The organism is Sporosarcina contaminans (genome assembly GCF_042679045.1).
Classification (GTDB): domain Bacteria; phylum Bacillota; class Bacilli; order Bacillales_A; family Planococcaceae; genus Sporosarcina; species Sporosarcina contaminans.
This window is the reverse complement of sequence record NZ_JBHTLT010000022.1, coordinates 41277-53732: the sequence shown is the minus strand read 5'-3', so window position 1 is coordinate 53732 and position 12456 is coordinate 41277. Positions and strand designations below refer to the sequence as shown.

Here is a 12456-nt window from a genome sequence, read left to right as displayed (position 1 = left end):
CCCGAACACGGAAGTTAAGCTCTTCAGCGCTGATGGTAGTGGGGGGCTTCCCCCTGTGAGAGTAAGACGTCGCCAGGCAAAGGCCATTCCCTGTGGGGAATGGCTTTTTTTGTGCGTTTAATAAGCAAACTTTTGATTTGTCTATTTCATTTCCTTCGATAGTTTTGCGACCTAACAAATCTTTTTCTTTTTTGAACCCTGCATTTATAAAGGAATAAATTTATAGGGGGCTGAATTATATTCATGTTGAATCGTAATTACATTGTTTTACGGATAGTTAAATAAGACCTTATTATCTATCACAACAAAAATGGTTATAGAAGCTCTTCTGTATTCTCCTGAATGCAAGAAAGACTTTTCTTTCCTCATTGTGGAAAGAGTTCCTTTAGTTCATTATAGAATGGTAGGAGCATTAGGTTCCTCGTAATATACGGTCCGAAGAATTAAGGGGAGTGGTATCGCATAGCGTTTGTTGACGAAGAACAAACCGCTTTCTCCGAGCATATTGTGCAACGCCTTATGGTAGATGAGATGATTTCCTATGAATTAGTTCCTGCCAATGAAGCGAAAGAGCTGTTGACCGACCAGGAGGTGCAAGGCATTGTGATGTTAGAGAAAGGAATTGCAGAAAAGCATCGAAATGGCGAAATTGCCGTTTATTTTCAACCTTCTCCGGGCATGCCGACTGCACCTCTCATCGAACAGCAAGTAATTCAGATTTTGAACAGCATCAATATTTACGCTGCTGCAGTAAAGGTCGGCAGCGACTATCTGAACGAACAATGGGAGACTGTCTATAGCAAGCTTACCGAGAATGAAGGACTGCTTCCAGCATGGACTGAACAAAGATCAATCAATTTCGCTGGAAATTCGATGATCGGAGTTTCCTACAGCTCCACTGGTTTCTCCATTATTCCGGTGTCTCAGCTTGTTGACAAACGCTCGCATACTGCGTTGCTCGTCTCGCTCGTCCCCTCATGAACCTTAAGTTCTATTCGGGTCTTCGCTCGACTTCACGCGGGCTCACAGGAAGCGAGTCATGCAACCGTTGCCAATCGAACGGCGAGGGGTTCGATTTGCCGTATTTCTGCGTTCTTTGCAGAAATTAGGGCACCTCTAGGACGTGGCGTTCTTAGGTTCCCTTCCTTGACAAGCGTTTTCAAGCCAAGCTGGGCAAACACCTATCTCATGACTACAAACCTTAAAAGACTGTAGACAAAGTAAAAAGATACTTTGTCTACAGTCTGTGACACCGGAGATTTCCGGTGTCTTTTTATACTTCCTCCTCTATAATAGGAAGTGCGTAAAGGAAGTGGAACGTTAAAATGAAGCAAGAGAACCGTCCGCTTGTGCGGGCTTTACAAACTTTTAAGAGTCAGGAACCAATATCATTTCACGTACCAGGGCACAAGCATGGTCTTCTATCAGACTTGCCGGATGAATTGGGAAAAGCTTTAACTTATGACGTTACAGAATTGTCCGGATTGGACGACCTCCATGAGCCAGAAGGCGTTATCCAGGAAGCCGAAGAACTTCTTTCAACACTTTATCAATCCAACCAAAGTTTTTTTCTTGTCAACGGTTCTACGGTAGGGAATTTGGCGATGATCTATGCTACTTGCCAAGCGAATGATACGATTATTGTTCAGCGCAATGCACATAAGTCAATTTTCAATGCGATTGAATTAACAGGCGCCCGTCCTGTGCTACTTTCTCCTCCGTGGGATGAATATACACGGACACCGGGTATACTGACGCTATCACAAGTTAAAGAGGCATTAGTAGCATATCCAGATGCGAAAGGAATTGTTTTAACGTACCCTACTTATTATGGTGTAGTGGGTGAAGGACTTCGAAAGATTATCGAACTTTGCCATGAACGTTCTATTCCGGTACTCGTAGATGAGGCGCATGGAGCGCACTTTATCGCTGGTCGATCATTTCCGGATTCTGCTTTGGAGGCCGGGGCAGATGTCGTTGTCCACTCCGCACATAAGACATTGCCCGCGATGACGATGGCATCTTATTTACATGTGAAGTCAAATATAGTATCGGTTGATAGAATTGCACATTATTTAACGATGCTTCAATCAAGCAGTCCTTCCTATTTATTAATGGCATCGTTAGATGATGCGCGTGCATATGTGCAATCCTATACACTTGAGGATGAAAGGCATTTCATGAATACACGGAAGTTTTTTATAGACAAATTGCGCGAACTACAGAATATTGAGGTGGTCGAGACCGACGATCCATTAAAATTATTGATCCGCAAAAAGGGATATTCAGGGTTTTCGCTCCTATCAGAGTTTGAAAAGCAAGGCATTTTCGCTGAGCTTGCGGACCCGTTTCAAGTGTTGTTCGTCTTGCCATTATTGAAAGAGAAGACAAATTACATGTATGAAGAAAGCGTGGAAAGGATTAAAAGGGCAGTCCGCCGATTAAATGAAAAAGATATGGAAGAAGAGGCGGAGGTTATTTTATTAGATGAAGGCATTTCCACACTGTCTTACCCGATTCAAGAGTTGAACGGTATGAAAAAGGAATGGCGCCCAATGGACCAAGCGGAAGGCTGTATTGCTGCATCCTCGATTATTCCTTATCCGCCGGGCATCCCTTTATTAATTGGTGGTGAAAGGGTAACTGAAAAACATATTAAAAGGCTCGAACAGTATCTTCGTTTACAGGCGAAGTTTCAGGGAGCTATTCGAATAGAAGAGCGGCAAATAGAAGTAGCCGTTATAGATGGAGGCATATCATGTTGAAAAATGGGGTATTTATTACCTTTGAGGGGCCGGATGGTGCAGGAAAAACAACTGTGCTTGGCGAAATAGTAAAGAGGTTGGAAGAGAAGGGTGTTTCAGTCGTAGCAACGAGAGAACCAGGTGGCATCCGGATTGCTGAAAAAATTCGGAATGTCATATTGGATAATGAACATCAAGAAATGGATAGCCGGACAGAGGCCTTGCTATATGCCGCTGCGCGCAGACAGCACTTGGCAGAAAAAGTTCTGCCGGCATTGCAAGAAGGAAAAATCGTCCTTTGCGATCGTTTTGTTGACAGCTCGCTTGCCTATCAAGGAATGGGGCGTGGATTAGGAATGGATGAAGTCATGTCCATCAATGCTTTTGCAATTGATGGCACAATGCCGGATCTGACTATATACTTTGACATCACTCCGGAAGAAGGGCTGCAAAGAATTGGTAAAAACGAGGCACGTGAACAAAACCGCTTGGACAACGAAAGCATGCGCTTCCACAAAAACGTCTACGAAGGCTATCAAAAGCTGTTAAAACAATATCCAAAGCGCATCATCTCAGTAGACGCTACAAAACCGTTATTAGAAGTAACAGAAAACGTATGGAAAATCATAAGTGCACAACTCAACCAAGAGTGAAAATCATGATATAATAAACAAAAGCGGAGGGGGGCGTATAGCTCCGACAGGCGTTGGAAGACTTAAAATAAAGGCGCTTTATGCCTTTACTTTTAAGTCTGAAACGACCCGAGGAGCTGCTGCCTCTTGCAGTGACTTAAAGAAGGAGCGAGTTACTCCACTTTAATAACAGTTCTAAATTACTATCGTTAACATAAAATGATTAAAAAGGAGAGATTACCGTGAAATTGATTGTGGCAGTTGTACAGGACCAAGATAGCAACCGATTATCTGCGGCTTTAACGAAGAATGACTTCCGGGCAACAAAATTAGCGAGTACCGGAGGATTTCTTAGATCTGGAAACACAACTTTTTTAATCGGGACAGATGATAGCTTAGTGCCAAAGGCAATGGAGCTTATAAGGGAAAATTGTCGTTCACGGGATCAGATGGTAGCACCAGTTTCTCCGATGGGTGGAAATGCGGATTCTTATATCCCTTATCCGGTGGAAGTAGAAGTTGGCGGGGCGACAGTATTTGTTCTTCCAATTGAACAATTTCATCATTTTTGATGAATGAGGTGAATGGAAATGAAAGTAAATAGCGATTATCGGACCGGCATGGAGAAATTGAGGAATGATCCTTTACGGTCGCAGCAGAATGGTGCAAAATTCGGCAACATGGTACTGAAACATGGCGAGCGCCTTCATGGCGAGCAAATTACAAGACTATTAGGTGATATTTCTACTGCTGGAGATCGACTTGCCCGTTCTCGTAATTTGAGAGATATGGCTAAATTTAAAATGCTTGTCCGTCGCTTTTTACAAGAGGCTGTAGAATCAGGGATGTCTTTGAAACAATCCCATACTTGGAATCAATATGGAGAAGGCCGCAGACTGAAAATTGTCCAAACAATTGATGAGAAACTTATCGAATTGGCGGAAGCCTTGTTGAATGAAGAGCAAACATCAATTGATTTATTAGATAAAATTGGTGAAATCAAAGGGCTTCTTATTAATTTATATACATGACCCGTGTTTTTGATAAACACGGTTTTTTTACAACAAAGAGGAGGTGTCAGCTTGGAAAATAGGAAAAGAGATATTCAATCCCGTCAAAAAGTAGCGATTGATCGGCTACGTACTTCTTTTCTTAATAATCGGATTGCCCATGCTTACCTATTCGATGGAGAAGCAGGAACAGGAAAAGAGGAGGCTGCAATTTATTTTTCCAAGCTGCTTTTATGTGGACAGCCTACAGAAGGTGTTCCATGTGAAACATGCCCTTCTTGCCGAAGAATTGAAACAGGTATTCATCCGAACGTTACGATTGTTCGACCAGATGGACAAGATATTAAAAAAGAACAGATGTCTTCATTAATTATGAAAATGACGAAAAAAGGATACGAGGCAGGTAGAAAAATATATATCATTACACAAGCTGAGAAAATGAATACGGCTGCTGCAAATACATTGCTTAAATTTTTGGAAGAGCCAGATGGCGAAGTGACAGCAATTCTTACAACAAATTCATACCAAACGATCCTTCCTACAATTCAATCTCGGTGTCAGCGGATCAACTTTCTTTCTCCGCAGAGGGAGGATATGATAGAAGAGCTTGTAAGACGTGGCATTACAGCATCGATGGCGGCTTCAGTAACTTCAATTACTGCGGATATTGAGCAGGCAAATGAACTTGCTCAGGAAGATCAGTTTGCACACATTAGAAAAACAGTGTTAAAATTGATTGAAGCATCGGATCGCAATGTAAATGAGGCGCTTCTGTTCATCCAATCGGAATGGGTGTCAACATTGAAGGAAAGAGAAGATATTGAAATGGGTCTAGATTTGCTTCTCTATGCCTTCCGTGATATCGTTGCGATAAAGGCGGGATTACCGTCAACATTGACTTTCCCTGACCAGCAACAAGTTTTCAACAATATGTCGATGAAAATGACCTATAGCCGATTATCTGAAAATATGGAAGCGGTTTTACAGGCGAAAAAGAAGTTAAAAGGCAATATGAACCGCACCCTTTTGATGGAACAATTGGTGCTCAATTTGCAGGAGGGGTTAACGCTTGTATAAAGTTGTAGGTGTCCGCTTTAAAAAAGCGGGTAAAATATATTATTTCGATCCACTCGATTATCTACTTAATGTAGGGGATTATGTTATCGTAGAAACAGCACGTGGCATCGAATATGGTAAAGTTGCAAGTCATGTGAGAGAAGTTGAAGAAAATGATATCGTCTTACCATTAAAAAAAATCATACGCAAAGCGCTCGTTGAGGATCAGGTGATTGTTGAAGAGAACCGTCTCGAAGCAGAGATAGCTTTTGAAAAATGCGTAGATAAAATCCGTGAGCACGGATTGGAAATGAAACTGGTGGACGTTGAATATACATTTGACCGGAATAAGATTGTCTTTTATTTTACTGCTGAAGGAAGAGTTGATTTCCGAAATCTTGTCAAAGACCTTGCCGCTATTTTTAGGACTCGGATTGAATTGAGGCAAATCGGCGTAAGGGATGAGGCAAAAATGCTTGGCGGTATTGGACCTTGTGGCAGAATGCTTTGCTGCTCGACATTTTTAGGGGATTTCGAGCCTGTCTCGATTAAAATGGCGAAAGATCAAAATCTTTCCCTCAACCCTTCGAAAATTTCAGGGCTATGTGGTCGTCTCATGTGTTGCCTGAAGTATGAGAATGACGAGTATGAAAAAGCGAAAGAGCTCATGCCGGACATTGGCGAAAAAGTTCAAACGCCGGAAGGTCCAGGAAAAGTAGTCGGGTTAAATTTATTGGAAAGGGTTTTACAAGTCAGTTTGACTGAGCATGAGCAAACATTAGAATATGCTTGGGAAGAAATAGCAGGTCGTGAAGAAACGATTGCTCAATTGACGAAATAACGAGGTGAACAAGTTGAAAGAAGGGAACTTTCTCGATAGAGTAATGGATTTTGAACAGCAATTAGAATCCATCCATGAGCAATTCCGGGATATTATAGGATTTGTAGCAAAGTTGACGGAAGAGAACCATTCACTTCAACTAGAAAATCACCATCTCCGGGAGCGGCTAAATGAGCTGGATAAGGTGCATGCATTGGATGCACAACACCCACCCGAAAAATCGCATAAGGTTGATATCGGTGAAGGGGTAGACAATTTAGCGAGAATATATAATGAAGGATATCATGTTTGCAATGTCCATTACGGCAGTAGCCGAAAAGGGGAAGACTGTCTGTTTTGCCTCGCATTCCTAAGCAAACAAAATGTGTGATTTTTAATAAATATTAAGGGGCCGATCAACAGGATCGGCTCCTTTGTTCGTAAAAGGAGATAAAAATGGAGATAAAGTTAAAAGAGGACGAACGGTTGGACTATTTATTGGCGGAAAACTTGCGGATTATCCAAAGTCCCTCTGTATTTTCATTTTCATTAGACGCTGTGCTTCTCGCAAAATTTGCTTATGTGCCAATACGTGCCGGTAAAATCGTAGATCTTTGTGCAGGAAACGGGGCAATCCCTCTTTTTTTAAGCGCACGCACAAAAGCCCATATAACTGCAGTTGAACTACAGGAAAGACTTGCCGAAATGGCGAATCGGAGTGTTGAATACAACGGATTGGGCATGCAAATTGAAGTGCGACAAGACAATGTTGTTGGAATTGCCTCGAAAATTGGGTATGAAAAATATGATACAGTCACTTGCAATCCTCCTTATTTTCCTGCGATCGATGCGAGCGAAAAAAACATTCGTGAGCACGTAGCAATTGCAAGGCACGAAATTCATTTAACTCTTGAGCAAGCGGTGCAATCAGCTAGCGAACTGCTCAAACAAGGCGGAAAAGCTGCATTTGTCCATCGTCCGGGCCGCTTATTAGATATTGTAACTGCTATGCGAGCAAACCGTTTGGAGCCTAAGCGGATTCGCTTCGTTTATCCAAAAGAAGGGCGTGAAGCGAATACTTTGCTAATTGAAGGCATTAAGGACGGCAAGCCTGATTTGAAAGTCTTACCGCCGCTATTTGTTTATGGTTCGGATGGTGAATATACCGAAGAAGTGAGGCAACTGTTATATGGAGAAGAACAGTAATCATGTGTTTTACGTATTGGAATGCAATGATGGCTCGTACTATGCAGGTTATACGAATGATTTGGAAAAGAGGGTACGAGTCCATAATGAAGGAAAAGGAGCAAAATATACACGTGCAAAATTGCCCGTTCGCTGTATTTTTCATGAAAAATATAATACAAAAAGAGCTGCCATGCAGGCAGAGTATCGTTTTAAACAGTTAACGAGAAGAGCTAAGATGCAGTATATCCGGGAGGGAAAAACAGGCGAATGAAATCACAGAAAAGCACGAATGCGACGAGTGCAAAATTGTTTTTGGTCGGTACGCCGATCGGAAATTTGGAAGATATGACGTACAGGGCAATTCGGATATTGCAGGAGGCTGACGCTATCGCAGCAGAAGATACCCGCAATACGATTAAATTATGTAATCATTTTTCAATTAAAACCCCACTCATTAGCTATCATGAACATGAATTGGAAAAAGGGGGAGAACGGATACTTTCCATGCTTTCTGAAGGAAAGACGATTGCTTTAGTGAGTGATGCAGGAATGCCTTGTATTTCCGATCCAGGATATGACATTGCTGTGAAGGCGATAGCAGAAGGATATGATGTCGTACCGGTTCCTGGAGCAAATGCTGCAATAAGTGCATTAGTTGCATCAGGCATTGAAACACAGCCTTTCACGTTTATAGGGTTTGTTCAACGTAAGAAAAAAGAGCGACTTGAACAATTGGAGCAACTGAAAATGCGTGAGGAAACATTAATTTTTTACGAAGCCCCGCATCGTTTAAAGGAAACTTTGAAAGCATTGTTGGACACATTCGGAGGAAAGCGGAAAATTGCTTTAGCGAGAGAATTGACGAAGCGCTACGAAGAGTTTTTAAGAGGGACATTGAATGAGGCTGTACAGTGGGCAGCAACGAATGAAGTGCGAGGGGAATTTTGTATCATAGTAGAAGGTTATCAGGGAGGCTATGAAGAACAAACTGACTGGTGGAAAGGTTTGAGCATACGAGCGCATGTTGAAGTCGTAATGGAGAAGGACGGAATTCCTTCTAAAGAAGCTATTAAATGGGTGGCAGCCGAGAGAAGGCTGCCGAAACGTGATGTTTATCAAGCATACCATATAGAAAATGAGTAATGAAAATCCAGAACTCTGTATAGTTCTGGATTTTTATTACTATTATAATAATAATATTATTGCATCTTCTCTTCAATTTCTTTGATCAGTTGCTTTGCGCCTTCTTGGCTTAAGATTAATTTACCATCGATTAGACGCAAATTATCGTCAGACACTTCACCAGTAATCGAGCATGTCATATTTGGCATGTATTTCTTAAGAATAATTTTGTCATCGTCAACGTAAATTTCTAAAGCGTCTTTTTGTTCGATGCCTAACGTTCTACGAAGCTCGATAGGTATAACGACACGACCTAATTCATCAACTTTTCTGACAATACCGGTAGATTTCATGACAAGAATCCTCCTAAATGATTAAATTTTCGTCAAAATTCGACATATTTCTCTTGTCTATTAATCATCATACCAACTCTTCCAATTATCGTCAATAATAGAACTTATACATTATAGTAAATATAATAGATTTTTGGAAAAGACACTCTCTTTTCTTGTTATTCTACGCATAATAATAGGCCGACAAAAGGCGGAATGGTGGATATTTATAAGAAAATACGTATGAATCTTAATTTCATTGTATAGTACTTGATTGATAAATGAAAAAATATTGCTCGCAAAGACATATTTAAGTACATATAGTATTCTCTACTATTATATGTAGGAATCTATTCTGTTAGCATATGAACACATTAGGTTTCACTGATAGCACTTTTGTTGAAATTTAGATAAAATGGATAGCATAGATAAAACACTGGAGGTATTTTCGTGGCTGAACAGCAAAAAACTTTTTATATTACAACTCCTATTTATTATCCAAGCGGAAAATTTCATATCGGCACTGCTTATACAACAGTAGCCTCTGATGCAATGGCTCGTTATAAACGCCTCCGCGGATACGATGTCCGTTTTCTTACGGGGATGGACGAGCATGGTCAAAAGATACAGGAAAAGGCAGAAGAAGCTAATCTTCCTCCACAGGAATATGTAGATCAAATTGCAGAAACTGCGAAAAAACTTTGGGCTTTAATGGATATTTCATACGATGACCTCATTCGAACGACTGAAGAGCGCCATAAAAAAGCTGTTGAGAAAATTTTTAAAAAGTTTTTGGACAATGGCGACATCTATAAAGGCGAGTATGAAGGATGGAAATGTGTTCCTTGTGAGTCCTACTTCACTGAAGCGCAGCTCGTCGATGGAAATTGCCCTGATTGCAATCGGCCGGTAGACCGCGTGAAGGAAGAATCGTATTTCTTCAATATGAAGAAGTATGCGGATCGACTACTTCAATTTTATGAAGAAAATCCGACGTTCATCGAACCTGAATCGCGTAAAAATGAAATGATCAATAACTTCATTAAACCGGGGCTTGAAGACTTATCTGTCTCCCGAATGTCTTTTGACTGGGGTATTAAAGTGCCTGGCGATCCAAAACATGTCATTTATGTTTGGGTAGACGCACTGACGAACTACATTACAGCTTTAGGGTATGGTTCCGATGATGATTCCCTATTCCAAAAATATTGGCCTGCTGATGTTCATGTTGTTGGGAAAGATATTGTTCGTTTCCATACTATCTATTGGCCAATTTTCTTGATGGCACTTGATTTGCCGTTGCCGAAAAAGGTTTTTGCTCATGGATTTATCATGATGAAGGATGGAAAAATGTCTAAATCGAAAGGAAACGTTGTCTATCCTGAAATGTTAGTTGAAAGATACGGATTGGATGCAACACGTTACTTCCTATTAAGAGAGCTTCCATTTGGGCAAGACGGCACTTTTTCCCCAGAGTCGTTCGTAGAGAGAACGAATTACGATTTGGCAAATGACCTCGGAAACTTATTGAACCGTACCATTTCAATGATCAATAAATATTTTGATGGTATTATTCCAACAGAAGGATTGGAACCAACAGAATTCGACGAATCATTAAGGAGTTTTACAAGAGAGACAATTTCCAAATATGAAGCTGCAATGGAGAAAATGCAATTCAGCGTTGTGTTGTCTGAACTTTGGGCACTAATATCACGGACGAATAAATATATTGATGAAACGACTCCTTGGGTACTTGCCAAGGATGAGGCGGACAAAGGAAAACTAGGGGCGGTAATGTCAAATTTGTCGGCTTCCCTGCGACAAATTGCCGTATTGCTTCAACCTTTTATGACGAATGCTCCGAAGCAAATCATTGATCAACTGGGTCTCGATGATGATTTACTATTATGGGAAACATTGGGAGACTTTAATGCTGTTCCAACAGGTACGAAAGTAGTAGAAAAAGGAGTTCCTATTTTTCCGCGTTTAGATCCAGAAATTGAAATTATTTACATTAGAGATCAAATGGCAATTACTGCTCCACAAGAAAAAGAACAGGAAAAAGTTGAAGAGGAAATTGATGAAATTTCTATAGATGATTTCATGAATGTTGATTTACGAGTAGCTACAGTAACAGCTTGTGAAAAGATGCCGAAAGCGGACAAATTGTTAAAGTTACAGCTTGATTTAGGATACGAACAGCGTCAAGTCGTATCTGGCATCGCGGAGCACTATGATCCAGCTGCTTTAATCGGTCAAAAAGTAATTGTCGTAGCCAACCTAAAACCAGTGAAATTGCGAGGAGAGCTTTCCCAAGGTATGATTTTAGCAGGACAAGCGGATGGTGTATTGAAATTAGCGACAGTCGATCCAAGTTTGGCAAATGGTGCGAAAGTGAAATAATTCCTTTCAAAGGATATAAAAAGACGGCGGAACTTTACGCCGTCTTTGTTTTTTAATCATTTTGTTATATGTTTGTAACGAAAGAAATAAGCGGTTCAAATAAAATGAAGCTATTGTGAGGCGAAAATAATGTTTATTGATACACATGTGCATTTAAATGCAGACCAATATGAAGAAGATGTGAAAGAAGTTATCCAAAGAGCTTTGGATGCGAAGGTTGAAAAGATGGTCGTAGTCGGGTTTGATCGCAAGACGATTGAAAAGGCTATGGAACTGACTGAACAATACCCATTCATATACGCAGTGATTGGCTGGCATCCAGTCGATGCGATCGATTGCACGGAAGAGGATTTAAAGTGGATCGAGTCGCTTGCTGCTCATCCAAAAGTGGTCGGTATCGGTGAAACAGGATTGGATTATTATTGGGACAAGTCTCCAAAGGATATCCAACAAGAGCTATTTAGAAAACAAATAAAGTTGGCGCAAAAATTGGATCTTCCAATTATCATTCATAATCGTGATGCGACCGCTGATGTTATCCGTATTTTGCAAGAGGAGCATGCTGAAAAAACGGGTGGCATTATGCACTGCTTCGGTGGCAGTGTAGAAACAGCAAAAATTTGTATCGGGATGAATTTCATGATTTCGCTCGGGGGACCTGTCACTTTTAAAAATGCAAAAATGCCAAAGCAGGTGGCAGAGGAAATTTCATTAGACCATTTATTAATTGAAACAGATGCCCCATATCTTGCACCGCACCCGTATCGCGGCAAACGGAATGAGCCATCATTAGTGCCATTGGTAGCAGAAGAAATTGCTCGCTTAAAAGGGTTATCGGTAAATGAAATTGCTAAAAAGACGACAGAAAATGCACTGAAAATATTCCGCATAAATGAATAAAGAACGACATCGTCAGTTGAGGCAATTAACAATGTTTTCTTTAAAAATAACTAGTAAGCTTGCGGTCAATTTTTGAAATATATTCGTCTGGTGGAAAAGTTTTGCCCTTCGGATTTTTTGAAAGAACAATAATGCCTGGAAAGGCTATCGTCTGGGCGACCTTGCATCTATTGAAGCCCGAACATATTTACGTATAGCGTAATAGATTAGTTGACACATCGAAAAGGAACCTATATAATCAGCCGAGTG

The 12456-nt window shown here is 40.8% G+C and carries 14 protein-coding genes and 1 rRNA gene; 14 read left to right on the top strand and 1 reads right to left on the bottom strand.

Features of this window, described 5'->3' with window-relative positions:
* The 12 genes from rrf to rsmI form a co-directional block, all read left to right on the top strand.
* Positions 1-78 (top strand): 5S ribosomal RNA (gene rrf, locus ACFQ38_RS19060); the annotation flags it as partial.
* Between the two features lie 441 nt (positions 79-519).
* Positions 520-981 carry a hypothetical protein gene (locus ACFQ38_RS05135; protein ID WP_336825541.1) on the top strand — a complete coding sequence of 154 codons (462 nt, stop codon included), beginning with the start codon at positions 520-522 and terminating at the stop codon, positions 979-981.
* Positions 982-1325: 344 nt separating this feature from the next.
* On the top strand, positions 1326-2765 hold the full coding sequence (locus ACFQ38_RS05130) for an aminotransferase class I/II-fold pyridoxal phosphate-dependent enzyme (protein WP_381479950.1): 1440 nt from the start codon (positions 1326-1328) through the stop codon (positions 2763-2765).
* Complete coding sequence (gene tmk, locus ACFQ38_RS05125; protein WP_336825545.1) at positions 2759-3397, top strand: dTMP kinase; 639 nt, start codon at positions 2759-2761, stop codon at positions 3395-3397. The genes ACFQ38_RS05130 and tmk overlap by 7 nt, the downstream gene beginning before the upstream one ends.
* A gap of 221 nt (positions 3398-3618) precedes the next feature.
* The gene (locus ACFQ38_RS05120; protein WP_336825547.1) at positions 3619-3948 is read left to right on the top strand and encodes a cyclic-di-AMP receptor; all 330 of its coding nucleotides are present in this window, start codon (positions 3619-3621) and stop codon (positions 3946-3948) included.
* 18 nt (positions 3949-3966) lie between these two features.
* Positions 3967-4407, top strand: coding sequence for a YaaR family protein (locus ACFQ38_RS05115; protein WP_336825549.1), 441 nt, complete (start codon positions 3967-3969; stop codon positions 4405-4407).
* 51 nt (positions 4408-4458) lie between these two features.
* Positions 4459-5463, top strand: a complete 1005-nt coding sequence (gene holB / locus ACFQ38_RS05110; protein ID WP_336825551.1) for a DNA polymerase III subunit delta' — start codon at positions 4459-4461, stop codon at positions 5461-5463.
* Positions 5456-6283, top strand: a complete 828-nt coding sequence (locus tag ACFQ38_RS05105; RefSeq protein ID WP_336825553.1) for a PSP1 domain-containing protein — start codon at positions 5456-5458, stop codon at positions 6281-6283. The genes holB and ACFQ38_RS05105 overlap by 8 nt, the downstream gene beginning before the upstream one ends.
* Positions 6284-6296: 13 nt before the next feature.
* Positions 6297-6653, top strand: a complete 357-nt coding sequence (yabA, locus tag ACFQ38_RS05100; RefSeq protein ID WP_336825554.1) for a DNA replication initiation control protein YabA — start codon at positions 6297-6299, stop codon at positions 6651-6653.
* Between the two features lie 65 nt (positions 6654-6718).
* The gene (locus ACFQ38_RS05095; protein WP_336825556.1) at positions 6719-7468 is read left to right on the top strand and encodes a tRNA1(Val) (adenine(37)-N6)-methyltransferase; all 750 of its coding nucleotides are present in this window, start codon (positions 6719-6721) and stop codon (positions 7466-7468) included.
* The gene (locus ACFQ38_RS05090; RefSeq protein ID WP_336825558.1) at positions 7452-7721 is read left to right on the top strand and encodes a GIY-YIG nuclease family protein; all 270 of its coding nucleotides are present in this window, start codon (positions 7452-7454) and stop codon (positions 7719-7721) included. Before ACFQ38_RS05095 ends, ACFQ38_RS05090 begins: the two co-directional genes overlap by 17 nt.
* The gene (rsmI, locus tag ACFQ38_RS05085) at positions 7718-8593 is read left to right on the top strand and encodes a 16S rRNA (cytidine(1402)-2'-O)-methyltransferase (protein WP_336825560.1); all 876 of its coding nucleotides are present in this window, start codon (positions 7718-7720) and stop codon (positions 8591-8593) included. The genes ACFQ38_RS05090 and rsmI overlap by 4 nt, the downstream gene beginning before the upstream one ends.
* A 56-nt stretch (positions 8594-8649) precedes the next feature.
* Here the strand turns inward: rsmI and ACFQ38_RS05080 are convergent, their stop codons facing one another.
* The gene (locus ACFQ38_RS05080; RefSeq protein ID WP_336824309.1) at positions 8650-8925 is read right to left on the bottom strand and encodes an AbrB/MazE/SpoVT family DNA-binding domain-containing protein; all 276 of its coding nucleotides are present in this window, start codon (positions 8923-8925) and stop codon (positions 8650-8652) included.
* Between the two features lie 429 nt (positions 8926-9354).
* Here ACFQ38_RS05080 and metG point away from each other — a divergent pair, with 429 nt between their 5' ends.
* Complete coding sequence (gene metG, locus ACFQ38_RS05075) at positions 9355-11307, top strand: methionine--tRNA ligase (protein ID WP_381479948.1); 1953 nt, start codon at positions 9355-9357, stop codon at positions 11305-11307.
* A gap of 129 nt (positions 11308-11436) precedes the next feature.
* The gene (locus ACFQ38_RS05070; RefSeq protein ID WP_381479947.1) at positions 11437-12207 is read left to right on the top strand and encodes a TatD family hydrolase; all 771 of its coding nucleotides are present in this window, start codon (positions 11437-11439) and stop codon (positions 12205-12207) included.
* Positions 12208-12456: the final 249 nt, after the last annotated feature.

Excerpts from the sequence above, each read along its gene's own strand:
- ACFQ38_RS05080 (WP_336824309.1), bottom strand. The coding sequence starts at position 8,925 with ATGAAATCTACCGGTATTGTCAGAAAAGTTGATGAATTAGGTCGTGTC.
- ACFQ38_RS05095 (WP_336825556.1), top strand. The coding sequence starts at position 6,719 with ATGGAGATAAAGTTAAAAGAGGACGAACGGTTGGACTATTTATTGGCG.
- tmk (WP_336825545.1), top strand. The coding sequence starts at position 2,759 with ATGTTGAAAAATGGGGTATTTATTACCTTTGAGGGGCCGGATGGTGCA.
- rsmI (WP_336825560.1), top strand. The coding sequence starts at position 7,718 with ATGAAATCACAGAAAAGCACGAATGCGACGAGTGCAAAATTGTTTTTG.
- ACFQ38_RS05070 (WP_381479947.1), top strand. The coding sequence starts at position 11,437 with ATGTTTATTGATACACATGTGCATTTAAATGCAGACCAATATGAAGAA.
- ACFQ38_RS05090 (WP_336825558.1), top strand. The coding sequence starts at position 7,452 with ATGGAGAAGAACAGTAATCATGTGTTTTACGTATTGGAATGCAATGAT.
- ACFQ38_RS05115 (WP_336825549.1), top strand. The coding sequence starts at position 3,967 with ATGAAAGTAAATAGCGATTATCGGACCGGCATGGAGAAATTGAGGAAT.
- ACFQ38_RS05135 (WP_336825541.1), top strand. The coding sequence starts at position 520 with ATGGTAGATGAGATGATTTCCTATGAATTAGTTCCTGCCAATGAAGCG.
- ACFQ38_RS05130 (WP_381479950.1), top strand. The coding sequence starts at position 1,326 with ATGAAGCAAGAGAACCGTCCGCTTGTGCGGGCTTTACAAACTTTTAAG.